General features: G+C 74.2%; 22 protein-coding genes and 1 riboswitch. Of the genes, 15 read left to right on the top strand and 7 right to left on the bottom strand.

Annotation, left to right across the window (positions count from 1 at the left end; genetic code table 11):
• Nucleotides 1–12: 12 nt before the first annotated feature.
• Nucleotides 13–600: a TetR/AcrR family transcriptional regulator gene (locus tag ACFY6S_RS02440; protein ID WP_388829704.1), complete on the bottom strand. Its 588-nt coding sequence runs from the start codon at nt 598–600 to the stop codon at nt 13–15.
• A gap of 183 nt (nt 601–783) precedes the next feature.
• A riboswitch (cobalamin riboswitch) is annotated at nt 784–862 on the top strand.
• 122 nt (nt 863–984) lie between these two features.
• Here ACFY6S_RS02440 and ACFY6S_RS02435 point away from each other — a divergent pair.
• The 3 genes from ACFY6S_RS02435 to ACFY6S_RS02425 are packed head-to-tail and all read left to right on the top strand — an operon-like array spanning nt 985 to nt 3,971.
• Nucleotides 985–2,094 (top strand): FecCD family ABC transporter permease, encoded by a 1,110-nt coding sequence (locus ACFY6S_RS02435; protein ID WP_388829701.1) that lies wholly within the window; start codon nt 985–987, stop codon nt 2,092–2,094.
• A complete protein-coding gene (locus ACFY6S_RS02430; RefSeq protein WP_388829698.1) occupies nt 2,094–2,879 on the top strand; it encodes an ABC transporter ATP-binding protein in 786 nt (261 codons plus the stop codon). Before ACFY6S_RS02435 ends, ACFY6S_RS02430 begins: the two co-directional genes overlap by 1 nt.
• Nucleotides 2,880–2,930: 51 nt before the next feature.
• Nucleotides 2,931–3,971, top strand: coding sequence for an ABC transporter substrate-binding protein (locus ACFY6S_RS02425; protein ID WP_388829695.1), 1,041 nt, complete (start codon nt 2,931–2,933; stop codon nt 3,969–3,971).
• A gap of 102 nt (nt 3,972–4,073) precedes the next feature.
• Here the strand turns inward: ACFY6S_RS02425 and ACFY6S_RS02420 are convergent, their stop codons facing one another.
• Nucleotides 4,074–4,760, bottom strand: a complete 687-nt coding sequence (locus ACFY6S_RS02420) for a hypothetical protein (RefSeq protein ID WP_388829692.1) — start codon at nt 4,758–4,760, stop codon at nt 4,074–4,076.
• A 142-nt stretch (nt 4,761–4,902) separates the two neighbouring features.
• Here ACFY6S_RS02420 and ACFY6S_RS02415 point away from each other — a divergent pair, with 142 nt between their 5' ends.
• Nucleotides 4,903–5,397 carry a DinB family protein gene (locus ACFY6S_RS02415; RefSeq protein WP_388829690.1) on the top strand — a complete coding sequence of 165 codons (495 nt, stop codon included), beginning with the start codon at nt 4,903–4,905 and terminating at the stop codon, nt 5,395–5,397.
• 25 nt (nt 5,398–5,422) lie between these two features.
• Here ACFY6S_RS02415 and ACFY6S_RS02410 read toward each other — a convergent pair whose 3' ends face one another.
• A complete protein-coding gene (locus tag ACFY6S_RS02410) occupies nt 5,423–6,511 on the bottom strand; it encodes an IS630 family transposase (RefSeq protein WP_388829687.1) in 1,089 nt (362 codons plus the stop codon).
• A 46-nt stretch (nt 6,512–6,557) separates the two neighbouring features.
• Here ACFY6S_RS02410 and ACFY6S_RS02405 point away from each other — a divergent pair, with 46 nt between their 5' ends.
• The 7 genes from ACFY6S_RS02405 to ACFY6S_RS02375 all read left to right on the top strand — a co-directional run bounded on the left by ACFY6S_RS02405 (nt 6,558) and on the right by ACFY6S_RS02375 (nt 14,633).
• A complete protein-coding gene (locus tag ACFY6S_RS02405; protein ID WP_388829684.1) occupies nt 6,558–6,887 on the top strand; it encodes a hypothetical protein in 330 nt (109 codons plus the stop codon).
• 200 nt (nt 6,888–7,087) lie between these two features.
• Complete coding sequence (gene lanL / locus ACFY6S_RS02400) at nt 7,088–9,856, top strand: class IV lanthionine synthetase LanL (protein WP_388829680.1); 2,769 nt, start codon at nt 7,088–7,090, stop codon at nt 9,854–9,856.
• Nucleotides 9,857–9,930: 74 nt separating this feature from the next.
• On the top strand, nt 9,931–10,053 hold the full coding sequence (locus tag ACFY6S_RS02395; protein WP_388829677.1) for a hypothetical protein: 123 nt from the start codon (nt 9,931–9,933) through the stop codon (nt 10,051–10,053).
• Between the two features lie 131 nt (nt 10,054–10,184).
• A complete protein-coding gene (locus ACFY6S_RS02390) occupies nt 10,185–10,316 on the top strand; it encodes an ALQxL family class IV lanthipeptide (protein WP_388829674.1) in 132 nt (43 codons plus the stop codon).
• Nucleotides 10,317–10,466: 150 nt separating this feature from the next.
• The gene (locus tag ACFY6S_RS02385; protein WP_388829671.1) at nt 10,467–11,114 is read left to right on the top strand and encodes a flavoprotein; all 648 of its coding nucleotides are present in this window, start codon (nt 10,467–10,469) and stop codon (nt 11,112–11,114) included.
• A complete protein-coding gene (locus ACFY6S_RS02380) occupies nt 11,092–12,846 on the top strand; it encodes an ABC transporter ATP-binding protein (protein ID WP_388829668.1) in 1,755 nt (584 codons plus the stop codon). Before ACFY6S_RS02385 ends, ACFY6S_RS02380 begins: the two co-directional genes overlap by 23 nt.
• Nucleotides 12,828–14,633 carry an ATP-binding cassette domain-containing protein gene (locus tag ACFY6S_RS02375; protein ID WP_388829665.1) on the top strand — a complete coding sequence of 602 codons (1,806 nt, stop codon included), beginning with the start codon at nt 12,828–12,830 and terminating at the stop codon, nt 14,631–14,633. Before ACFY6S_RS02380 ends, ACFY6S_RS02375 begins: the two co-directional genes overlap by 19 nt.
• A gap of 58 nt (nt 14,634–14,691) precedes the next feature.
• On the opposite strand, the gene ACFY6S_RS02370 is transcribed toward ACFY6S_RS02375, so the two are convergent.
• The 3 genes from ACFY6S_RS02370 to lanKC all read right to left on the bottom strand — a co-directional run bounded on the left by ACFY6S_RS02370 (nt 14,692) and on the right by lanKC (nt 20,069).
• Complete coding sequence (locus tag ACFY6S_RS02370; RefSeq protein WP_388829662.1) at nt 14,692–17,106, bottom strand: LuxR C-terminal-related transcriptional regulator; 2,415 nt, start codon at nt 17,104–17,106, stop codon at nt 14,692–14,694.
• 111 nt (nt 17,107–17,217) lie between these two features.
• Nucleotides 17,218–17,343, bottom strand: a complete 126-nt coding sequence (locus ACFY6S_RS02365) for a SapB/AmfS family lanthipeptide (RefSeq protein ID WP_388829659.1) — start codon at nt 17,341–17,343, stop codon at nt 17,218–17,220.
• A 125-nt stretch (nt 17,344–17,468) separates the two neighbouring features.
• The gene (gene lanKC / locus ACFY6S_RS02360) at nt 17,469–20,069 is read right to left on the bottom strand and encodes a class III lanthionine synthetase LanKC (protein ID WP_388829656.1); all 2,601 of its coding nucleotides are present in this window, start codon (nt 20,067–20,069) and stop codon (nt 17,469–17,471) included.
• 197 nt (nt 20,070–20,266) lie between these two features.
• On the opposite strand from lanKC, the gene ACFY6S_RS02355 reads away from it, so the two are divergent.
• From ACFY6S_RS02355 to ACFY6S_RS02340, 4 genes are all read left to right on the top strand, one after another.
• Nucleotides 20,267–20,416 carry a hypothetical protein gene (locus ACFY6S_RS02355; protein WP_388829653.1) on the top strand — a complete coding sequence of 50 codons (150 nt, stop codon included), beginning with the start codon at nt 20,267–20,269 and terminating at the stop codon, nt 20,414–20,416.
• A 222-nt stretch (nt 20,417–20,638) separates the two neighbouring features.
• The gene (locus tag ACFY6S_RS02350; protein WP_388829650.1) at nt 20,639–21,067 is read left to right on the top strand and encodes an XRE family transcriptional regulator; all 429 of its coding nucleotides are present in this window, start codon (nt 20,639–20,641) and stop codon (nt 21,065–21,067) included.
• Nucleotides 21,068–21,129: 62 nt separating this feature from the next.
• The gene (locus tag ACFY6S_RS02345) at nt 21,130–21,612 is read left to right on the top strand and encodes a ParH-like protein (RefSeq protein WP_388829647.1); all 483 of its coding nucleotides are present in this window, start codon (nt 21,130–21,132) and stop codon (nt 21,610–21,612) included.
• 22 nt (nt 21,613–21,634) lie between these two features.
• Nucleotides 21,635–22,828, top strand: a complete 1,194-nt coding sequence (locus tag ACFY6S_RS02340; protein ID WP_388829644.1) for an MAB_1171c family putative transporter — start codon at nt 21,635–21,637, stop codon at nt 22,826–22,828.
• Nucleotides 22,829–22,896: 68 nt separating this feature from the next.
• Here the strand turns inward: ACFY6S_RS02340 and ACFY6S_RS02335 are convergent, their stop codons facing one another.
• Entirely contained in the window at nt 22,897–24,072 is a 1,176-nt protein-coding gene (locus ACFY6S_RS02335) for a S8 family serine peptidase (protein ID WP_388829641.1), read from the bottom strand.
• Nucleotides 24,073–24,091 lie beyond the last annotated feature (19 nt).

Here is a 24,091-nt window from a genome sequence, read left to right as displayed (position 1 = left end):
CACCGCCCGCGTTCACCCGTCGAAGGGCCGGACCGGCCCCACCTCGACGCCGAGCAGCCGCCACGCCGCCAGCGCTCGGCGCTCCCGCTCCTCGCGGGTGGGGCCGGTCACGGCGCCGGAGACCATGGCCACCGCGAGCATGAGGTCGCCCGACGACCGCAGCCGCCCGCCCTCCGGCGGATGCCCGCGCAGGGCACGCTCCACCCGCTCGGACAGAGCCAGGGCATGGGCGAGGGTGCTGGAGCTGACCGCGCCGTCGGTGTGCAGGAGGCCGATGAATGCCGCCGATTCCGTCAGGTGCCAGGTCAGCACACCGAGGACACCTGCCGGGGTCGCGCCAGGGGCCGCTGCCGCCTGCTCGACCTGCTGGACGTTCTCCTCCAGGACCGCGGCCGCCACGGCGGCCCGGTCGGGAAAATGCCGGTACAGCACGCCCTGCCCCACCCCGGCCCGACGCGCGATCGCGGACAGCGGAGCGTCCAGACCGTACCGCGCGTAGATCTCCCGGGCGGCGGCCACCAGAGCCGCCCGGTTGCGGGCAGCGGCCTTGGGCCCCGGGTTCGGGGGCCGGCGCTCGTCCGAGACGGGGTGTTGCGTCACCACGGAAGGGTACCGGCCGAAACGGACAGGTCCGGGCGGCCCCGCCCCGCACCCTCCACGGCGGGCGCGGACGCCTCCCGGCGGCCGGGCCCGCGCACGCGGGCCGAGCGGCGCGGCGATGCGCCGACCCGGTCCTCCCCGCCGGGACGTCGGTCCGTACCGCTAAGCTGCAGAGGCCCCGCGGGGGAAGTCCGGTCGAATTCCGGCGCTGACCCGCAACGGTAGGCGGAGCCGTCCCACGGCTGCGCGAGCCCGATTACCCGCGGCGGTGACAGCTCCTGTCAATTCGCCGTGGACTGCGAAGAGGCGTGCGCGGGACGCCCGGCGTCCGGGCCGCACCTCGGGTCGCTCAGGTGCACGGCCCGAGGCGAAAGCGATCCGCCCGTGGTCACGCCCGTCGAACGCGTCCCCGCCACCCCCTCGCGCACGGCCCGCGCCGGTGGCGGGCCCGCCCCTCCCCGCCGTGTTCCGCTGCCGCTGCTGCTGATCGCCCTGGGTGTCCTGCTTCCGCTCTCACTTGTCTGCGGCGCCGGAATCGGGGCCTCCGGGCTGTCCTGGGGAGCGGTGCTGCGCTACCTGTGGGCCGGCCTGACCGGCGGGACCCTGGCCCCCGATCAGGTCCCCGGGTACACCATCGTCTGGGAGTTGCGCTTTCCGCGCGCCGTGCTGGCCGCGGTCGTCGGGGCCGGCCTGGCGGCCATCGGCGTCGCGGTGCAGGCCATGGTCCGCAACGCCCTGGCCGACCCGTTCGTCCTCGGCATCTCCTCGGGCGCGGCGGTCGGGGCGAACGCCGTACTCATCTTCGGGGCCCTCGGCAGCCTCGGTATCTGGGCCCTGTCCACGGCGTCCTTCCTCTCCGCGCTCGCCGCCATGACGCTGGTGTACCTGATCGCCCGCAGCGCCCGTGGCCTGACCCCGCTGAGACTCGTCCTGACGGGCACGGCGATGTACTACGGCTTCTCGGCCGTCACGACGTTCATGGTGTTCGCCGCCGAGCGGGGCGACGCCGCGCGCTCCGCGATGATGTGGATGCTCGGCAGTCTCGGGGGCGCCACCTGGTCCTCCGTGCCGATCGCCGCGGGCGCCGTGGTCGGTGGCCTCGCCCACCTCGTATGGTCGGCGCGCCGTCTCAACGCCCTGGCGATGGGCGACGAGACCGCCGCCGCCCTCGGGGTCGACACGCGGAGGCTCCGCAAGGAGCTGTTCCTGGTGTCCGCCGCGGTCACGGGGGCGCTGGTCGCGGTGAGCGGCGCGATCGGCTTCGTCGGCCTGATGGTCCCGCACGCCGTGCGGATGCTGGTGGGCGCGGATCACCGCCGGCTGCTGGCCGTGGCGCCGCTGGTGGGGGCCGTCCTGCTGATCTGGGTGGACATCCTCTCCCGCGTGCTGCTCGCGCCCGCCGAACTCCCGGTGGGCGTACTGACGGCGATGATCGGCGTGCCGTGTTTCGTCCTGCTGATGCGCCGCCGCTCCTACACCTTCGGAGGCGCCTGATGCGGATCGACATCGACGAACTGACGGTCGAGATCGCCGGGGCGCGTCTGGTGGAGGAGATCACACTGCGGGCCGGTACGGGTCAGATGGTCGGCCTGGTGGGGCCCAACGGCAGTGGGAAGTCCACCCTGTTGCGCTGCGTGTACCGGGCGCTGCGTCCCTCCGCCGGAACGGTCAGGATCGGTGGTGAGGACCTCTACGCCATGAGCCCGCGTGAAAGCGCCGAACGGCTGGCCGCGCTCCCGCAGGAGGCGACGTACGAATTCGATTTCACCGTCGCCGAGATCGTGGCGATGGGGCGGACGCCGCACCAGCGGGCGGTGGCACGTACGACCGGGGAGGACCGGCGGATCTGCGCGGCGGCGCTGGCGGAGGTCGGGGCGGGCCATCTCGCGGACCGTGGCTTCCTGACGCTCTCCGGCGGCGAGAAACAACGGGTCCTGATCGCCCGCGCCCTGGCCCAGCAGCCGCGGGTACTGGTGCTGGACGAGCCCACCAACCACCTGGACATCGCCCAGCAGCTGGAAGTGCTGGCTCTGGTACGCGACAGCGGACTGACCGTGCTCACGGCGTTGCACGACCTCAACCTCGCCGCGCTCCACTGCGACCTCCTCCATGTCATCGACGGTGGCCGCGTCGTCGCGTCCGGCGCTCCGCACGACGTACTCACGGCGGAGGTGCTGGCCGATGTCTTCGGCGTCCGCGCGCACCGGGTGCCCCACCCGGAGACCGGCGCGGTGCAGCTTCTCTTCGACCGCCTCCTCCCCGCCCGTTCCCCTTCCTGATCCGTCTCGTTCCGCTGTCCGCTGACCGATCCACAAGGAGTCACCTTCACCATGCCCCACCTGGTACGCCCCGCCGCCCTCGGGCTCGCACTCAGCACCGCCGCCATGGTTCTCAGCGGCTGCGGCGCCGAGGTCACCCCGCCGGGCGGGAAGGAGAACGGGACCGCGAGCGCGGTCGGCGGCCACTATCCGGTGACCGTCGAGAACTGCGGTGAGAAGAAGACCTACGACAAGGCACCGCGGCGCGTGGTCACCAACGACGTCGGAATAACCGAGATCATGTTCGCCCTCGGCCTTGAGGACCACATGGCGGGCTATGTGATGCCCGAGGACAAGGGCGATCCGACATCCGTCCCCTGGAAGGACGGCTACCGGAAGACCACCTGGCTCTCCAAGGAGCGGATCAACAAGGAACTGGTCCTCGACGCCCGTGCCGATCTGGTCTTCGCGGGCTGGAGCTACGGCTTCAGCGAGGGGGACGGATTCACCCCGGCGGAGCTGGAGAAGGTGGGGATCGGCTCGTACCTGCTGAGCGAGTCGTGCCGCAACGGGCAGGGGAAGGCACGAGGGGTGATGCCGCCGCTCGAAGCGCTCTACACCGATCTGCGCAACCTGGGCCGGATATTCGATGTCGAGAAGCGCGCCGAAACCCTCGTCGCAGGGTTCCGGAAGCAGGTGGCCGAAGCGGAGGCGAACGCCCCGAAGGGCGCTGACCGGCCGAGGGTGTTCCTCTACGACGACGGCAGGGACAAGCCCTTCACCTCCGGTGCCTATGCCGGGCCGCACGACATCATCACCAGGGCGGGCGGCGATCACGTCATGAAGGACCTCAAGGACACCTGGACGACGGTGGGTTGGGAGACGGTCGTCGAGCGTGACCCCGAGGTGATCGTCATCAACAACTACGGAGACACCAGCGCGGACCAGAAGCGGAAGTTCCTCATGTCGTATCCTCCGCTGGCGAACGTCTCGGCCGTCAAGAACGACCGGATCGTCGTCCTCGACTATGTGGACCTGGTGGAGAGCCCGCGTAACCCCGCGGCCATCGCCTCGCTCGCGGCGGCTCTGAAGGACTCGAACGGCGGCTCGTAGCGCTGCGCGTCCGCCGGAACTCCGCCGAGCGGGAAGAGAGTTCGGCGCGGGACTCCGGTCTCTGAGCGGCCGCGCCGGGCCGTGTCGGGCCGGAAGAGGTGATCAGCCGCTGACCGCGCGCAGAAAGTGATCGGCGTCTTCCGGCTCGGCCAGTCGGCCCACCTCCAGCCAGGAACCGTCGGCGAAGCGGAGCCGGAAGGTGGCGTACCCGCGCGGCTGGCCCGCCTCGCCCTCGATACGGGCCTGGTCGAGGCCGAACTCCGCGACGGTCCGGAAGTCGTCGGCCCTCGTCGGCGAGAGCCGGCGGCGAGGGGAGGCGGCCACGCAGACGCGGTCACGGCCCAGCAGGACCAGGCGCTTGGGGTTGGGCGACTGGCTGTACCAGCGCAGCAGCAACTGGCCCGCGGTCAGGCTCCAGTCCCCGTCGAAGACACCGGCGCCCGGACCCTTCCCCCGCTCGCCCTCCGGGGTGCTACCGAGAGGGGAGGGCCCGGCGTCGGGCGGAGCCGGTGACTGTCCGGTCCGACCGCCGCCGCGTGCCGACGGCGACCGATCCGGCTTGCGGCCGAGTCTGTCGATCAGGAACATCGGCACGAACATGAAGAAGAACACGACGGCCCCGACGTACCACAACCAGTGATGGCGGGAGGTGAGACGCCCCTTGCCCGCCGCCCGGTGAACGTCCTTGGGCGGTGTGGGGATGGGCCGGTGGATCTCGCACCAGACCAGGGCCACGGGTTCTTCGCCCAGGACCTTCCGCGCCCGCCGCAGCACCTTGCGATTCGCCATGCCGAGGATCCTAGTGCTACGTCGCGTTAGTTCGTGGAGGGTCTATGGCCACGGTCGGTAGTCGCTACCGGGACGTCTACTTGCCTCTGCGGGGGTGCGTTCCCCTCCACGAACTTACGGTGCAGCACTAGGGTCTGCAGTCATGGACTTCCGAGCGACCACCGACCCCGCTACCTTCCCTGCCCCGCTGCGCGAGCAGTTCGAGACGTTCCTCGATGAGCACCGGGCCGCTCTCCACGCCAGTCTGGACGGGCTGACCGAGGAGCAGGCCCGGCGGTCGCTGGTGGCGTCGAAGACCACGCTGCTGGGGCTCGTCAAGCACGTCACGTTCGTGGAGAAGGTCTGGTTCGACGAGGCGATCGCCTGCCGGCCGCGTGCCGAGATCGGTATACCGGACACGCCCGACGAGTCCTTCGACCTGGACTACGGCGATACCGTAGCCTCGGTCCAGCTCGCCTACAGGGAAGCCTGCGAGGCGTCGCGGAAGGCCGCCGCGGAGCTGTCGCTGGACGATGTCGTGCGGGGAAACCGGCGCGGCCCGCTGCCGATGCGCTGGATCTACCTCCACATGCTGCGCGAACTGGCCCAGCACTGCGGCCACGCGGACATCCTGCGCGAGCAGATCCAAACCGCCTAGTCCGCGAAAGTTCGTGGAGGGGTGTTCAGGCTGCTTGGAGTGGGCTGGCGGCGTAGGTCCACTTGAAGGGCCGGGCGGTCTCGTTGCGCTTGATCATGTAGGCGTCCATCTTGTCGATGAGGTCGTCGCGGTCGGCGAAGTCGCCGTGACGCAGGACGCGGCGGGTCAGGGCGGAGAAGACGAGTTCGACCTGGTTGAGCCAGGAGGCGTGGGGCGGGGTGAAGTGCGCGTGCCAGCGCGGGTGGTCGGCCAGCCAGCGTTTGGTGTGCTTCGCGGTGTGCGAGGAGCCGTTGTCCAGCACGACGTGGATCTCGGTGCCGGGTGCGATCACGGCGTCGAGGCGGTTGAGGAAGGCGGTGAAGGTGGCCGCATCGTTGCGGGGGATGACCTCGGTCAGTACCTCGCCGCTTCGCACGTCCAGGGCCGCGATCAGGGAGGCGGTGCCGTGGCGGACGTACTCGAACTCGCGTCGCGCCGCTCGTCCGGGGGTGGCTCGGCGGGTGGGGTGTTTGCGGGCGCGGGCGGCGATGGCCGTCTTCTCATCGATGGACAGCACGACCGCGCCGTGGGGCGGGTTGCGGTACAACTCGCAGATGTCGCGGGCGCATTCCCAGAATTCGGGGGTGTCGCGACGGGTGAGCCAGCCGGTGACCTTGTGTGGCTTGAGGTCGAGGTCGGCCAGGACGCGTCCGGCCCAGGCCGCAGAGACCGGGGCAAGAACAGTGGCCGCGACGCGTTCGGCGATCACGGCGTGCGTCCAGGTGACCGCGCCGTTGGGGACTTCGCTGGTGGCTGCCGCCACGACCGCGATGCGGACCAGGTCGCCGTAGCGGCGCGGACGCCCGGAGCGGTCGGCGTCGGCCAGGCCCGCGAGTCCGTGCAAGGCGAAGCGGTCCCGCCATTTGCGGACCGTGTTGATGGAGGCGGGCAGGGACCGGGCGATCTCCGCGTTCGAGTCGCCCTCCGCGGCGGCCAGTACGATCCTGGCCCGCAGCGCGTCTCGCACGCTCGCCTTCGCGGAGGTCGCGGTCCGCTCCAGCGGCGTCCGAACCTCGGCTGAAAGTTCCACCGCCACCGCCCCGGGGGCGCCGCTGACCTGCTTGTTCCCATCCACGGAGGAAGATCATGCGGACCGCTGGCCGAGACGGCACGATGGGGGCGTGTCCAAGAACCCGCCCGAGTCCATGCAGCGCCACCTGCGTAATAGACTGAGCGCCCACGCTACGGCCCGCTGGCCCCAGGTCGCCTCCGTCGAGGTCTGCTTCCGCGCCGGATCTGCTTACGTGGAAGCCCAGTTGAAGGACAAGGACGAACCCGTCCCGCTGTGCCGCCTGCGCTTCACCGGCGTCCTACACACCTGGGGCTTCGCGCTCCACCTCGCCAGCACCGGCAAGTACGAGGACAACTTCCTCCCCTCTGGTCTGCCTGCCGGGAGCCCCGAAGACTGCGTCACCTGCGCCGGAGACCTCTACCTCGACACTCCGGCCTGACCAGTCGAACGCCCCTCCACGAACTTTCGCGGAGCAGCAATAGATCCTCCTCCCCGGAGGAGTGCCGTCCGCCCGGAGAACGGGCCCCGGCCCGGTGTAGGGGTTTCCCCAATGCTGGCCTCCCGGACCAGGAGGCACTGTGGGACGGCGCGGCCCGCCTCCCCGCCGGGACCGCCGAACCGGAGCCAGGAGGTCATTCCGTGCCGTCCCTCTCCTTGCGGCCGCTGGTGCGTGCCGTGCTCGACGATCTCGGCGCGTCCGGTTGGACGTTCGACGAGGACGAGGTGTGGTGCCGGGTGGCCCCGCCCTCGGCCCCGGCGCGGATCCAGGGATGGAAACTCCACGTCTCGGCGACCGCGCTGTCCGCGCCCCATGTCCTGGACCGCGCCGCGCGGGTCCTGGCGGCGGGCGGGTGCGCGTTCAAATTCGCCCGGAGCCTCGAACTCGTCGAGGAGATGACATCGGCCTCCTACGACCGCGCGCAGTGCGGCAAGTTCCTCACCGCCTACCCCGACGACGACGACCACTTCCGCGACCTCGCCGGCCGGCTCGACGCGGCGACCGCCGGGCTGCCGGGCCCCGCGATCCTCTCCGACCGCCCGCTGCGCGCGGGCAGTCTGGTGCACTACCGCTACGGAGCCTTCCGGGGCGTGCCGGTCCTGAACAACGACGGTTCGTTCGAGACCCGGCTGCGGGAGCCCGGTGGAGCCGCTGTCACCGACCCCCGCAAGCCGTGGTTCTGTCCTCCCGCGTGGGCCGAACTGCCCCTGACCGGAACGCCGGGACGTCCGTCGGCGGCGCCGGCGGAACCCTCGTCGGTGCTGCTGGCCGACCGGTTCGTGGTGAAGGAGGCGATCCGGCATTCGGCGCGGGGCGGTGTGTACCGGGCGCTGGACGAACACACCGGCACCGAGGTGCTCGTCAAGCAGGCCCGCGCCCATGTCGCCGAAGGGCTGACCGGCAATGACGCCCGCGATCTGCTCCGCCGGGAAGCCGCGATGCTCACCGCGCTGAAGGGCGTCTGCCCCGAGGTCGTCCACGAGTTCGAGAAGGACGGCCACGCCTTCCTGGTGGAGAGCCTGATCAGCGGCGAGACACTGACCCAGTGGGTCCGCAGGCGGTACGCGGACGGCGAACCCGGCGTCGACCCGGCGACGGCGGTCGTGATGGCGGGCCGACTGGCCGCGCTCCTGGCCGAGGTGCACCGTCGCGGCCTCGTCCACCAGGACTTCAGCCCGAACAACATCATGGTGGACGACGACGGGCGGCTGTGGCTGATCGACCCCGAATGGGCGACCGTTCCGGGGGCGTGGACGTACCGGGCCCACACGCCGGGCTTCGCCGCTCCCGAACAGTGCGCGGGTCCGCGCTCCGGTCCGGCCCACGGCCCCGCCGCCGACCTGTACTCCCTCGGCGCCGTCCTCTGCCACCTGACCACCGGAGTGCTGCCGCCCGCCGCGCGGGACGACCGCCCGGAGCGCTCTCCGGCGCGGCGCGTCGGCGAACTGCTGGCGCTGATACGGCCGGAGCGACCGGCCGCCCAGCGGCTCGAACCGGCGATCCTCGGCCTCACGGCGGAGGTGCCCGAACACCGCTGGACCATGGAGCGGTTCGCCGCCTTCCTGGCCGACCGGACATCGGGCGGCGCACCCGACCGTGGCGTCGGCCCCGCGACCGGGCCCGCCCGCCGGGTCCTCCCCGCCGCCTCCCCGGGGCCCGTACCGGACGGCGACCTGCGCAGGCTCGTGGACGACGGCCTCACCCACCTGACGCGTGCGCTGCGACCCCCTGCCGCGGTCGACGGCCGGGCCGCCCCGCCGTCCGGTGCGCCGACCGGCCGACGCCTCTGGAAGGCGGGCCCCTTCGGCGACACGACGGACCCGTGCGCGGTCCAGCACGGCTCTGCGGGTGTACTGGCCGTCCTGGGCCGGGCGACCGAACTCCTCGGCGGGGACGAACTGCACGCCGCCCACCGCTGGTTGGCGCAGTGGACCGACGAACGACGCGAGTCCGTACCGCGTCTGCTCCCCGGCCTCTTCTTCGGCCGCGCCGGCACGGCCTGGGCGCTGCACGACGCCGCCCGACGCCTCGGCGACCCCGCGATGGCGCGGCGGGCGGCGGACCTCGCGCTGGCCGTGCCCGTACGGTGGCCCAACCCCGACGTGTGCCACGGCGCCGCCGGCGCGGGAATGGCTCAACTGCGCTTCTGGCAGGCCACACACGAGCCCGCCTTCCTCGACCGGATCGTCACGTGCGCGGACGGACTGGCGGGGTGCGCCGAGACCGTGCGCGGCCGGATCGTGTGGCCGGTGCCCGCGGACTTCGACTCCGCCCTCGCCGGCGCCCGGCACCTCGGGTTCGCGCACGGCGTCGCGGGCGTGGCCTCCTTCCTGCTCGGGGCCGCGGAGGCGACCGGCAACCAGGACTACGCGGATCTGGCCGCCGCCGCGGGCGCCACGCTGGTCGCCGAGGCCGAGCGGGGCCCCTGGGGCGCCCGGTGGCGGGCCGACCTGGACCACGAGCCCGGCAGCGGCCTGCTGTACCACTGGTGCTCCGGCTCGACGGGCGTCGGCACCTTCCTGCTGCGCCTGTGGCGCGCGACGGGCGACGACACCCACCTCCGCCTCGCCGAGCAGGCGGGTGCGGCGGTGCACGCCGCCCGCTGGACGGCGTCGACCGCCGCCTGCCACGGGATCGCCGGTGACGGGGACTTCCTCCTCGACCTCGCCGACGCGCTACCCGACGGCCCCTACCGGAGCTGGGCCGGGGACCTCGCCTCGGTCCTGCGTCTGCGTGCCGTGGTCCGGGACGAACTCCTGCTCGTCCCCGACGAGTCGGGCACGTCGGTACGCCCGGACGCCAGGACCGGTGTGGCCGGCGCGGTCTCCTTCCTGCTGCGGCTCCTGCACGGCGGCCCCGCGCCGTGGATGCCCGACCCGACCACCGGGTCCGCGGCCGTCCCCGGCTGACGCGCCGGGACGCCCGCCGGCCCCTCGAACCGGACACCGCGCCCGCGGTGTCGCCCACCGGAACGGAGAACCCCATGGAAACAGAATTCGAAGCGCTCCAACTGCTCCCCGCCGAGGACCAGGACACGGCCGCCCTCTGCACCGTGACCTGCGGTGTGTCCTGCTCGCCCGGCGGCACGTGCACGGTGACCGGCTGACAGCTCCGGGCACTGTGCGCCGCCGGCCGCCCTCGCACCGAGCGCGGCCGAGGCACCGTCCGGCGGGCGCCGCCGCTCCCGTACCACCACCACCCGGCCACGGCCGAACCGCTTCTCAGAAGGAGACCCCCATGGAGAACGACCTCGACGCCCTGCAACTGCTCTCCGGCGAGGAAGTCCAGGAGCATGCCCTGAACCTCTGCGAGGGCCACACCTGCAACGGCGGCAGCACCTGCGGCATCAGCTGTCAGGTCACCAACTGACCGGACGGGACACGGACGGCCGGTGCGCCCGCGGAACAGCGCGCCGGCCGTCGCCCGCCCCACCGACATGACCACACGCGAGCCATAAGGCGGCGACGCCGGCAGCGATCACCCGGCGACAAAGAGCGTCGAGGAGCGGAGAGAAACACGGTGCAGCCGGACCCCACCCCTCAGCCGCGCGGCACACGGCGCGGCGGACTGCCGCCGATCGTCCTGCCACGCGGGCGCCTGCTGTTCGTCGCGACCGGTGGCATATCCGTCACCGCGCTGCCCGAATGGGCCATGCTGGCGCGCTCGCGCTACGGATGGTCGGTACGGGTCTGCCTGACCCGCTCCGCCGAGACCCTGGTGTCCCGTCAGGCGCTCGCCGCCGTGACCCGGGCGCCGGTGGCGGGCCCCGACTGGGACACGTCGCCGGGCGTCGTACCCCACAAGGAGCTCGCCGAGTGGCCCGACCTGATCATCGTGGCCCCCGCGACCACCAACTTCATCGCCAAGTGCGCGGCGGGCATGACCGACAGTCTGGCCCTGACGACGGTGATCTGCGCCACCGCCCCGGTGGTGTTCGCCCCCGCGATCCCGCAGGGCGCGCTGGCCCGGCCGTCGGTGCGCCGCAACCTGGAACTGCTCCGGGAGGACGGCCACCACGTCGTCCCGATGGAACCGGCGATCTCCGCGCACGACGGCACACCCGTCGCCGAGGGCATGCCGTCCCTGCTCAGCACGTTGCGGTACGCGGCCCGCGTGCTGTCAGCGCCGACCGGGGAGGCGAGCGGTGACCACCCCGGCGCGGCGTGACGCCGCGCGCGGCGGCGGGCGCCTGCTCAGGGACGTCGCACGGGACACGCGCGGGTCCCTGGTCCTGCTGGTGTGCGTGATGGTGTGCCGAGTCTCCGTGGCCCTCGCCGTCCCGGCGCTGCTCTCGTCGGCCGTGACCGCCGTGCTGGAGGGCGACGGCGGGGGGCTCGGCGGACCCGCGCTCGGGTGGGGCGCGGCCGTCGCCGGCGCCGCGCTGTGCGACGCCGTGATGGGCCCGTTGGGAGCCTCCGGAACCAGCCGCGCCACGCGACGGCTGCGCGGCAGGACCGTACGCCACCTCCTCGAACTCCAGCCGCGCGCTCCGCTGACCGCCGGTGAGGCGGTCACGCAGATCACCCAGGCGGCGCCCCAGGCGGGCGCGCTGCCCGCGGCGGCGGCCCAGTCCGCGGTCGCACTGGCCGGTTCCCTCGCGGGCTTCGCCGCACTCTGGGTGATCGACTGGCGCACGGCGGCGGCGTTCACCCTCGGGGTGCCCCTGTCGGTGCTGATCGCCCGGCGGTTCGTGGGCCGGGCGACCGAGGCGCAGAGCGCCTACCTGGGCGCGCAGTCGGACCTGGCGACCCGGCTGCTCGGCGCGCTGGCCGGGGCCAGGACGATCAGGGCCTCGGGAACGCTGACGAGCGAGACCGCCCGGGTCCTCGTGCCCCTGGCCGACGTCTCGGCGGCCGGACACGCCATGTGGCGCCTCCAGAAGTCGACCGTCTGGCAGTTCGGGCTGCTCCTGTCGCTCACCGAGGCGCTGGCACTCGCCGTCGCCGGACTCGGGGTCGCCGGGGGACGGCTGAGCCCCGGGGAACTGCTGGCCGTGGCCGGGTACGTGAAGCTCGCGATCGGCGCGCTCCAGCAGATCGACGCCCTGCTCGCCCTGGCCCAGGCCCGCGCGGGCGGCGACCGGATCGCCGCCACCCTCGCGCACCCGCTGCCGGCCGCCGGCCCGGTCACCGAGGCCACGGGCCCCGGCGGCATGCTCCTGAAGGGGGTCACCGTCCGGTCAGCCGCCGGGGACCCGGTGCTCGACAGCGCCGACCTGGAGCTGCCCGCGGGCCGGTCCATGGCCCTGGTCGGCAGGACCGGCGCGGGCAAGAGCCTCCTCGCCGGGCTCCTCGGCCGGCTGAGCGACCCGGACGCGGGACAGGTCCTGCTCGACGGTGCGGACGTGCGCGACCTGACCCTCGACGCGTTGCGGAACGCGGTGACGTACGCCTTCGAACGCCCCGCCCTGATCGGGACGACCGTCCATGACGCGATCGCCTACGGCCGGCCCGGGGCGAGCCGCCGGACGGTGGAGCGCGCGGCCCGCGCTGCGCGGGCCGACGCCTTCGTCCGCCGCCTGCCCGCCGGGTACGACACGCCGCTGGACCACGCCCCGCTGTCCGGCGGGGAGCGCCAACGGCTCGGCCTGGCCCGGGCGCTGGCCAGGCCCGCCCTGGTGTACGTCCTCGACGACGCCACCTCCGGGCTCGACACCGTCACCGAGGCCGAGGTGAGCGAGGCCGTCACCGGCGCCCTGTCCGGACGGACCCGGCTCGTGGTGGCACACCGGGTCACCACCGCCGCGCGCTGCGACGCCGTCGCCTGGCTGGACGGGGGACGGATCCGCGCGGTCGGCCCGCACCGCGAACTGTGGCGAGACGCCGACTATCGCGCGGTCTTCGCCGCCCACGACGACCCGGCGGCCGAGCGGGAGGTGCCATGTCCGTCACCGGTGTGAGTACGGCAGCACGCGCGGCGCCCCTCCGGGGGCCGGCCGCCCGGCTGCTGGCGCGGTCGCTGCGCGGCGCGGGCGGCCCGCTGCGACGGATCGCCCTCTGGTCGGTGCTGGAGGCCGGGCCCGCCCTGGCCTCCGGCTGGGCGCTCGCCGCCGCGCTGGACCGGGGATTCCTCGCGGGCGAACCGGGCACGGGGCTGATGTGGATCGGCCTGCTCGCCGCGCTCCACGTCGTGCGGGCTCTCGCGGAGCGCGCCCTCTTCGACCCGCTCGCCGCCTGCGTCGAGCCGATGCGGGACGCCCTGGTGACCGCCGTGGTGGACGCCACGCTGTCCCGCGCGGTCCGGGGCGCCGGAGCGTACGACGCGGCCGGGGTGTCCCGGATGACCAGCCAGGTCGACACGGTACGGCTGGTCGTCGGCGCCCTGCTGCGCACCGCCCGCCCCCTCACGGTCACCCTGGTCGCCACGCTCGTCGGTCTCGCCGCGCTCGCCCCGGTGCTCGCCGCCGTCGTCGCCGTTCCGCTCGCCGCCGCGCTCATCGCCTTCGCGGTCTCGATGAGGTCGGTGATCCGGCGCAGGCGGGCGGCGGTCGTCGCCGAGGAGGACGTGGCGGCGTCGACCGGTGCCGTGCTCGGCGCGGGCCGCGACATCGCCGCCCTCGGCGCGGTCGCCCTGGCCTGCGGGACGACCGGGCGCAGCGCCCGCGCGAGCGCCCGCGCTTCGGTCGCCGTGGCCCGGGCCGCCGCCGCGCGGGTGCCGATCGTGCTGCTCGGCGGGCAGCTTCCGCTGCTGCTCATCCTGCTGGCGGGCCCCACCCTCGTCGAGGAAGGAACGGTCAGCGCCGGTGAGGTGGTCGGCGCCTCGCTGTACGTCACCGGAAGCCTGGTGCCCGCGCTCCAGCTGCTCACAGGCACCGTGGCCGGGCTGTGGGGCCAGCTCCAGGTGGTGCTGGAACGGCTCGCCACCGCGACGGCGCCGTGCGGCGAGCCCGAATCCGGCACGGTGCGCGGCGACGGACCGAGCGGCCATCGCATCGACGTCGACAACCTGACGTTCTCCTACGGCCCGCACGCCGAACCCGTCGTGAGGGATGTGCGGTTGAGCGTCCCGGAGGGCGACCACCTGGTGATCGTCGGGGCCAGCGGGGTCGGCAAGTCGACCCTGGCGGGGCTGCTCGCCGGTCTCGAACGACCCTCCGGGGGCCAAATCCTGCTCGGCGGGCGGCCGGTGGCCGATCTCGGCGCCAGGGAGCGCCCGGCGGCCGTGGCGCTCCTGCCCCAGGAGGCGTACGTCTTCCCCGGAACGCTCCGCGACAACCTGCGCTATCTCGCCCCCGACGCCGGCACGGCGGCCGTCGCCGCCTCGATCGCCGCCATGGGACTGGAACCCGTGGTGGAACGTCTCGGCGGTGTCGACGCCGTACTGGACGACCCGGCGGCCGAACTGTCCAGCGGCGAGCGGCAGTTGGTCGCTGCGGCGCGGACCTGGCTGTCCGCCGCGCCCGTGGTGCTCCTGGACGAGGCCACCTGCCACCTCGACATGCGGAGCGAGGCGGTGGTGGAAGCGGCCTTCGCCGCCCGGCCCGGCACCCTCGTCGTCATCGCCCACCGCCTGGCGTCCGCGCTGCGGGGACGGCGCGTCCTGCTGCTCGACGGTACCCGGGCGGTCTGCGGCACCCATGCGGAGCTGCTGGCGGCCGAGCCCGGCTACGCGGCGCTGGTCGGCCACTGGGACGGCACGGCGCCGCCGGCCGGTCGGCCGGGTCCGTCCGCCGTACCGGGCGAGTGAGGGCCCGGCCGCCCCGGCCGACCGGCGCCGCCGGCCCGCGCGGTCGGCCGGTGGCGTGTCAGGCCCGGGCGCCCGCACCTGACTCGACGGGGGCCCGGACCCCGGCCGGTCGCGCGGCTCCGAACGTGGCCACGAGCGCCGCGCGCGACCGGGTCCCGGTCTTGCGGAAGACCCGGGTGAGGTGGGCCTCGACCGTCTTGACGGAGACGAACAGCGCCCCCGCGATATCGCGGTTGGACATGCCGCGGCACACCAGGCCGAGGATCTGGCGCTCCCGCTGCGACAGACCGGCGGGCCCCGCGCCGCCGGGACTCCCCGTACCGCGCGGCCGGCGCGCACCGATCGCGCGCTGGACACCGACGGCCAGCTGCCGCAGGGGCTCGGAACCGGTCGGTTCCGCCCGGGACTTCGCCAGACCCGCGTGAAAGGCGGCCTCCGGCAGGCGGCCCGCTCCCAGCAGCCGCCGGGCCAGCAGCAGGCGGGTACGGCATTCCAGCAGCAGCGCACCGTCGTGGACGTGCTGGTCCACGGCCGAGGTCAGCAGCGGGAGCGCCGCCTCGTCCGGGACGAGGGCCGCCTCGGCGCGCAGTACGGCGGCGTGGTCGGCCGGCAGCCGTGATTCCCCGGCCGCCGCGCGCGCCATCGCCGCGCAGCGGCGCGCGGTGCCGTCGAGTCCGGCGGCCGCCGCCGCGAGGCAGGCGAGGGACCACCAGGGCGCCGGGCCGCTCCCGGGCGGCCCCGACACGTCGGCGGCGGGCGACAGCAGGAGGCGCAGGCTCTCCTGGGGCCGGCCCGCTTCGAGACGGACCGCGGCGAGCAGCAGCGCGGCCGCGCGCCACTGCTCGCCGGACGGGCCGCCCGCGCGTGCCAGCTCCCGCGCCGCCGGCTCCGCGGCGTCGTGCCCCGCCGACCACAGCGTGGTCCAGCCGCCGATCACCCCTGCCTCGTGGGCGAGTTCGGGGCAGTCCAGCCGCCGCGCCGCTCCGGCGGCCTCGGCGGCCGACACCGAGGCCGCCGCGAGCCGCCCCAGCACGGCCTCGGCCCGGGCGTGCCCGATCAGCAGCGCCGGCAGCTCGGCGGCGCGCCCGCCGGCGCGGGCACACCGGACGCCCCGGGCGAACAGCCGGACCGCGTCCCTGTGACGGGACGTCAAGTGTTGGGCCCGCCCCAGTCGGACGACGGCGTCCAGCACATCGGGCAGAGCCGCGTCGGTGAGCAGATCGGCCCGCCGCGTGGCGTCCGCGACCGCCGCGTCGCGCGCGGTGACGTCGGACGCCAGAGCCGCGCCCAGCGCCAAGGTGGCCGCCGCGCTCATCCGCCGTACCGCGTCGCCGGGCGCCGGGCCGGGCGAGGCCGCCGTCACGGTGGTGACAGCGGCCAGCCGCTCGCGTACCGCCGCCAGGTCCCCGGCGGCGGCGCTCAGCGCGGCGGACCTCAGCAGGAGCGTGGTGTCCGGGGCTGCGGGCACCACGGTCGGCCCGGCGACGACCGTCCCGGTGGCGAGCAGTGCCCGCGCCTCACGGTGCCGCCCGAGACCGTCCTCCATCCGCGCGTACAGGTCCACGAGCCGCCCGCGTTCGTCCGGCGGCAGCAGCGGCGAGGCCAGCACCTCGGGCATCCGGCGGACGACTTCGGCCCGCTGTCCGCACCGTGCCGCGGCGACGCACAGCAGGATCCGCGTCCCCAGCGTCGCGGCGCCGCCCTCCGCGTCCGCCGGGTGGACGCGCAGAGCGGCGAGCAGCCAGTCGGCGGCGGAGTCGGGCCGGGTGTCCAGCACCTGGTGCGCCGCGCGGTGCAGCAGCCGGGCCGCCTCCGTGTCCCCGGGCGCGGCGGACCGGGCGAGATGGGGGGCCCGCTGGGGGAGAGGGGCGCCGACACGGGCGAGGGCGTGCGCCGCCGCGGCGTGGGCGGCGATGCGGCGGCCGGGCGGGATACGTGCGTAGGCCAGCACCCGGAGCAGAGGGTGGCGGAAGTGGAAGAGAGGAGCCCCGGACTCGTCCTCGCGTACGACGCGCCGGGCGGCGAGTTCGTCGAGGACGGCGAGTGCCCGGCCCAGGTCCCCTCCGCCGACCGCCGCCAGCAGAGAGGGCGAGACATCGGGACCGAGCAGCGCGCAGTACCCGGCGGCGGTCGTCTGCTCCGGTGTCAGGGCGGCGAGTTCACCCGGCCACCCGGTGGTCCCGCCCGGCGGCCGCACCGAAGCGGGCGAGCACAGCCCGGTGCGGGCCAGTTCCCGCAACGTGGCGTCGGACAGGGCCGACAGGGCGAGGGCGCTTTCCGGCTCACGCGGTCCGAGCGCGTGGAGCAGGTTCTCACGCAGAGAGCGTCCGGGCTCCGCCGGAAAAGTGGCGCATGCCGGGGCGGCGGGATCGGCCGGGCGGCTCCGGGCTCCGGCCGGGCGGGAGATGGCGAGCCCGGTCGGAGCCGGGGCGCCGGCGTGCGTCGGCCCGTGCGTCGGCCGGGGCAGTGTCATGGTTCCTCTCGGGGCGGAGCGGGCACCGGCGGCGTGGACCGGCGGAGCGGCGGCGGCTCACCCTCTCGGGCGGCCGCCGCCGTGGCCCGGTGCGGGCCGGCGCAGCGGGTGTCAGCAGACGACGACGCTGACGTTGCTGTCACAGGCGAAGGTGCTGAAATCGCTGGCGATGACCGCGCCGTTCTCGTCCACGGTGTGCTCGGTCTCCAGCTCCTGAAGGTCGAGGATCTGCTGCATGGCGAACTCCTTGGTGTGTGGTGTGACGAACCCGGGGCGTCCCTGTGACGGCCGGGAGCAAGGGGGACCGGGGCGGTCGGGCGCGCCGGAGCGGTGGCGGACACCGGTCCGGGTGCGGGCTCCGGTCAGGCGCGGGAGGCGGCGACCGCGTCCACGGTGAACAGCGGATCGGGGGCCGGGGAGAGGACCTCGGTGAGGGCGAGCAGCACACCGGCGCTGCCGCTCCACAGCTCCGCGCTGAGGCGCAGCATCTGGTCACCGAGGAACCGCACCCCGGTGGGATGCGGCACCGCGTGGGCGAACAGCCCGCACGCGGCGTCGACCGCGAGCCGGCGGCTGCTCGCCGAGCCGGTGAGCGCGGCGTGCTCGGAGAGGGTGAGCGCGAGCCCGGACAGCCCCTGGCCGAGGCCGCTCATTCCGGTGTAGCTGGTGGTGAGGGCGGTGAGGAGCCGGGGCGACGCCTCGGTGAGCCGCTCGTCGTCCCGCTCGCGCAGATACCGGGTCGCGGTGTGCAGCACCCCGGCGGAACCGCAGTACAGATACGGCATGCGGCGGACATCGGTCGTGGAGACCGGAAAGGACATCTGCACGGCCGTCGGGTCGCTCTCGCGGTCCAACTCGGCGTGCAGCAGCGGAAGTCCCCGGTCGAGATAGTCCTTGTCGCCGGTGACGGCGGCCAGTTGCTGGAACATGAGGGCGACGCCGGTCCTGCCGTGCCAGAGTCCGGTCGCGTCGTCGGGCCCCAGGCGCGGGGTGAGCGCGCGGGGCCCGTCGGCCATGCCGGCGGCGAGTTCGGCCGCGTGCTCCAGATGGCGGGCGTCACCGGTGTGTCCGTACAGCGCGAGATGGGTGAGCGCGACGCCCGCCCCGCCGCCGGCCAGAGTGGCGTCCGACCGGGTCAGCGGGTGCCGGTCGGCCGCACCGAGCAGATCGACCGCCTCCTGCGTGTATCCGCAGTCGGCGAGCACCCGGGCGATACCGGCGAGCCCGGTCCAGAGCCCCGGACCGAGGGAGTCCGCGGCGCGCAGCGCGTCCGTGCGCAGCCGGCCGAGGACGCGGTCGGGCAGCGGCACGCCGGCCCGGCGCAGGGCGTGCACGACACCGGCCGTTCCGTAGGCCAGACAGAGGGTGTTGGCGATATGTCCCTCGGGCACGGTGGGGAAGACCCGGCGGGGATGGTCCGCTTCGGCCATGGCGGTCAGCCCCTCCGCCACCCGCTCGCGCAGCCAGAGCAGGCTCTCCTCGGGCGCCTGCGCGACCCGCTCGGGCGAGGGCGGGGCGAGCGGATCGCCGCCCGGCGCCCGGCCGCCGTCGAGGACCTCGGCGTGGTGGAAGGCGGTGGCGCGCCGCCACAGGGACCGGGGGATGTCGATGCCGCGCCGCCGCAGCCCGTGGCGTACGTAGGTGAGCGCGGCCGGCGCGCGCTCGACCACCTGGTGCAGGGGACACAGCGTCAGCAGGGCCAGGGCGCTGAGCCCGAAGGCGTCGTGGACCGCCGGATCGTCGCCCACCAGCGCGGGCGGCGGGCTGAAGCCCGGAGTGCCGGACGCGACGAAGGGCGTGCCGATCCGGTGTGCGGACTCGAAGTCGATCAGCCGGACCGTGTCGTCCTCCGCGACCAGCAGGTTTCCCGGGCTGACGTCGACGAAGAGGTAGCCGGCCGCGTGCAGCCGGTCCATGGCCTCCTCGGTGCGGGCCAGCACCTTCTCACAACGGCCGTAGTAGTCGGCGAAGTCGGCGGCTTCCGCGTCGCGGCGGATCAGCGGGTTGTGCTTGACGGTCCAGGAGCTGAGCGAGTCTCCCTCGACGAACTCGGTGACCAGGAAGTCGTGTTCCCACTCGGAGAAGTACGCCAGCGGCTCCGGTGCCAGGCCCGGTGCCGCCGTGTGCAGCGCCTGGAGGGTCTCCCACTCGGCGCGCAGCCGCCGCTGCGCGTCGGCGCCGCCCGCCCCGATACCGGTGTGCGCCCTGGCCTCCTTGATGAAGACCTTCCTCCCGGTGGTCCCGTGCCGGCCGCGGTAGGCGCCGCCCCCGTTGCTGTGGCGCAGGGCCGTCTCGAAGACGTAGCCGCCGAAGTCGGCCCGCCCGGACGGCGTCCCGGCCGCCGCCGTGAACGGGTCCTCGATCCCGGCGGGCAGTTGGAACGACACTCCGCGTACGTCCTCCACCAGCCGTCCCCGTCCGTCGGGCACCAGCAGTACCGGAGTGCCGTCGGCCCGCAGCCGCTGCCGTCGCAGGAAGGACCCGTACCGGTAGTGCACCGTGCGGGAGGTGCCGAACCGCCGGTCGCTGAGGATGTACGGCCCCTCCTCGTCCGCCAGCGCCTCGTCGAGGCGCTCCATCAGCCGCCGGGCCGCGTCGGGGTCCGGGGGGTAGGCGGCGCAGAACTTGCCGCTCTGCGGACGGGACGCGTGCTTCTGATGCGTCCAGCCGTAGAAGAGACGGGTGGACAGATGCTTGAACGACACGTCCTGTTCGCAGCAGATGGCCGCCACCACGTCCAGGACATGGCCGAGACGGCCGGGCCGGGCGGAGACGTGCACCTTCCAGCCCGCCGGTACGGCCTCCAGGCCGTCCCGCCGCCACATGGTCCAGATCCCCGACGGTGTGCCGTGCCAGCCGTGCGGCACGGTGGAGGGGCGGAGCTCTCCGCCGCGCGCTTCGGCGGCGTCGAGCGGTTCGTAGAAGTCGGGATCGGCGACGGTGAAGATGTAGGGGGTCCGCATGTGCCCTCTTCCTGAGAGGCGAGGCCGAGCACGGGGGCAGCCGGACGTGAAGGTGACCGGTCGTCACATCCGCACCAGCTGTTGCGCACCACGATGACCGACACCGGATCACACGTCAACTGAAATGAATGACATTGAAGATTCGATACATGTAGGCTTACGTCGGTCACGTAGCCATCCGCTCTCCGGAGGACGCCATGCACCCTGTACTGCATCTCCAGACCCTGAGTTCGGCCGACGAGTCCGCCGCCCTGCCGCCCACCATCACCACCAGCGACAGCTCGCTCAGCGTGATCTTCTGCGACTCCAACACCACCTGGGTCGCGCCGGAGGACCTGGGCGTCTGATCCGGTCCGGCTTCCCGCTCGGACCGGTTCCCCGGAAGGGTGCGGGCGCGGGGCCCGGCCCCGCACCCGCACGTCCCGTCCGTGTCCTCGCCGGAACCAGCCTTCTCCCGCAGCCCCCGGGCCCCGCCCGGGGGCTCCTCGCCGCGCCCCGGCACGCCCTACAATGGCCGGGGCCGACGCGCGGTGAAGCGCCGGCCGACGAGACCGGACCGGAGGCGTGACGTGACGGAGCCCGAGGCCACGCCGCAGACGCTGGCCGGGAGGATCGACGCCCTCTTCCGGGTCGTACGCCGCCCCAACCGCGACCAGTACAGCCACGAGGAAGTGGCCAAGGCGTGCCGCGAGGCGACGGGCGAGAGCTTCTCGGCGACCTACCTCTGGCAGTTGCGGACCGGTCGGCGCGACAACCCGACCAAGCGCCACCTGGAGGCGCTCGCGCAGTTCTTCCAGGTCCCGGTCACCTACTTCTTCGACGACGCGCAGGGCGCCGCCATCGCCGAGGAACTCGAACTCCTCGGCGCCCTGCGGGACGCCGGGGTGCGGAGCATGGCGCTGCGCGCCGTCAACCTGTCCCCCCAGGCGGTCGGGACCATCAGCGAGATGATCGATGTGATAGCGCGCCGGGAGCGGGACGGGGGTTCCCCTGCGTGACCGCCGACCGCGCCATGTCCGGACGTGACCGGCGAAGGATGTGGCGGGCCTGCCGCCGCCTCGTGGACCGCCAGCACCTGCCGGATCCCTTCGACGCCGCCGTGTTCGTCCGGGAGGTCGCGGCGCGGCGCGGACGGCCCGTCGAGCTGATACCGGTCCACGCCCGGCCCGATCTGCCGTGCGGGCTCCTGCTCACCACCGAGGCGTCCGACTACGTCCTGTTCGCGGCCGACACCACCCCGTTCCACCAGCAGCACATCCTGCTGCACGAGGCGGCACATCTGCTCTGCGGCCATCAGGACGCGGCCACCTTGCGTTCGGCCGCCCAGAATCTGCTTCCCACCCTGAACCCGGCGCTCGTCCAGCGCGTGCTGGGCCGCACCGTGTACAGCGAACCGCAGGAAGCCGAAGCCGAGTTAGTGGCGTCGCTGATCCTGTCCCGTGTCAGCTCCCACCGGCCGCGGAGCCCGCACAGCGTCGCGCAGCCCGATGTGGCTCCGCTGTTCGGCCTGCCGGACCGGCGGCCGCGGGGCCCGGCCCGGTGAACCGGGCGCGCGGGACGCGCCCGTGATCGACATCGCCGTCCAGGCCGCGGGATTCATCTTTCTCTGCTTCGCCGTCTTCCGGATCACCGTGGCCAGGACCGGCGGCATCCAGCGCTGCATGTGGGTCTTCGCCCTCTGCCTCGGCTTCTCGCTGCTGCTGAACGCGCCGAACACCCGGCCCGCGCCCAGCCTGGCCGCACTCCTCGTCGTCCTCACCCACGGGCTGAAACTGGCCGCGCTGACCTGCGTCGCCCTCATGGCGGCGATGCTGGACCGGCCGCCCGCGGACCGTGCCGCGCGGGCCCGCCGTCTGGGCACGGGGCTCGTCGTGCAGCTGGCGTCCGCCCTCCTGTACGCGGCCTCGCACGTGACCGTCACCGAGGACTCCGTCCTGGTACGCCCCGGACGCTCCTGGGCGTTCGCGCTGTACGGCGCGCTCTTCGCGGCGTACGGCTGCCTGTGCGTCGTCCCGCTGATCCGGGTCCTCGCCCGGCACGCCCGCCGCGCCGTCCCCGGTCCGATCAGAACCGGCCTGCGCCTGATGACGCTCGCCTGCTGCGCGGGCGTGCTGTGGACCTCGTGGGCGCTGGCGGACGCCCTCGAAGTCCTCCGGATCGGACGGGTGGGCCTGGGCGAGGACCTGATGTCCACGCTGCTGGGCGTCCCGGTGGCGCTGCTCGGGGTGGGCGGCGCGTCCGCGACGTTCTGGCCCGGCGTCCTCGCCGCCCCGGCCCGCTGGTTCCGGGCGCGGCGCACCTTCCACGCCCTGGAACCGCTCTGGGCGGCCCTGTACGCCGAGCTCCCCGGCATCGCGCTCGACGGCCCCCCTGCCCGGCGGCGCGGCGGTCTTCCGTGGCGGGCCACCTTCGAGCTGTACCGCCGCGTGGTCGAGATCCGTGACGCGTACCTGGCGCTGCGTCCGTACGCGGAGCCGGAGACGGCCGAGTGGATCACGTCCTCGGCCCGCCGCCCGGACGCCGCCGACGCCCGCCGTGAGGCGGCCCTCGAAGCCGACGCCATCGCCGCCGCCCTGGAGAACCGCCGGCTCGGCCGCCGGCCCGGCGCCCCGGCCCCCGAGGCCGCGCACCCGGCGCCGCACGCGCCGCGCACGCTGGCCGACGAGGCCGACTGGCTGCGTCGAGTGGCCCACGCCTTCGCCCGCCCGTCCGAAGCCGGCCGCACCGGCCGCCGTGTCGAAGCGGCCGACGACCGCTGAGGCGCTCCGGGCGGCGCGGACGCGGTGGCGGGCCCTGGCACGGTCGGCGGCGCGGACGAGGCATCTGCCTACAGGCCGGCGGTGAACAACAGCCGGTCGGGGGTGCCCGGGTGGACGTCGGTCAGGACGTTCCTGGTGGCCCGGCCGGTGAGGAAGCCCCGTACCGCCTCGGCGCTCGCGGCAGGGTGTTCGGCCAGATACAGGGCGGCCACTCCGGTGGCGTGCGGTGCGGCCATGGAGGTGCCGCTGAGGACCCGGCTGCCGCCTTGGAGCCAGGCCGAGGTGATGGCCTTACCGGGGGCGAACAGGGCGACGCAGCGGCCCCAGTTGGAGAAGCTCGCCGCTCTGTCCTCACGGTCGGAGGCGGCCACGGCCAGGGCGCCGGCGGCGGAGGCGGGCGAGGCGGTGCAGGCGTCCGTGGCGTCGTTGCCAGCGGAGACCACGGGCAGGATGCCCCGCTCGGACAGCGCGGTGGTCGCGTCGTCGATGGCGGTGGATTTCTCCTCGCCGACGGAGGCGTTGACGACCGCGGGGCCCTCGGCGTGGTGGGCGACCCAGTCGAGACCGGCGATGTACTGGGCCTTGTCGCCGTTGCCCGTGCAGTCCACCACCCGGACGGAGACGAGACGCGCCTGCGGGGCGACCCCGTAGGTCCTGCCGGCGACGGTGCCGGCGACGTGCGTGCCGTGACCATTGCAGTCGAGAGCGTTCCCGTCGCCGTCGACGGCGTCGAAGCCGGGGACGGCCCGGCCGCCGAACTCCGGGTGGCTGTAGTCGATGCCGGTGTCGACGATGTACGCGGTCGCGCCGTCCCCGTGGCCGCGCGTCGTGAAGGTGTGGTCGAGCGGCAGCGCGCGCTGGTCGATACGGTCCAGGCCCCAGACGTCGGTCGGGGCCCGGTCGGCCGGGCCGGGCGAGTCGTGGACGGTGAGGCGGGAGTTCTCCTCGACGGCGGCCACGGCGGGCGCGTCGCGCACCGCGCGCAGCGACGCCGGGCCGAGGCGCGCGGCGAATCCGTTCAGCGCGTCGGCGTAGGTGAACCGGGGGGTGACGCGCAGCGTCCGCAGGACCTCGTCGGCCGCGCGGCCGGGTTTGAGCGTGACGATGTACTCCCCGGGCACGGCGTGGGAGGAGAGCCCCACGGGGACCGGCGCGGGCGCGGTGCCCGCGTGCGCGGCGGGGACGCCGAGGAGCGGAAGAGCGAGCAGCAGGGCGGTTGCCGCTCGGAGCGGTGACAAGCGCATGCGGTGTGTGGTCCGTTCG

Origin of the sequence: Streptomyces sp. NPDC012835, from assembly GCF_042900885.1 — a bacterium.
Taxonomy (GTDB): domain Bacteria; phylum Actinomycetota; class Actinomycetes; order Streptomycetales; family Streptomycetaceae; genus Streptomyces.
The sequence above is the reverse complement of the archived record's forward strand: the minus strand, read 5'-3'. Positions and strand labels throughout refer to the sequence as shown.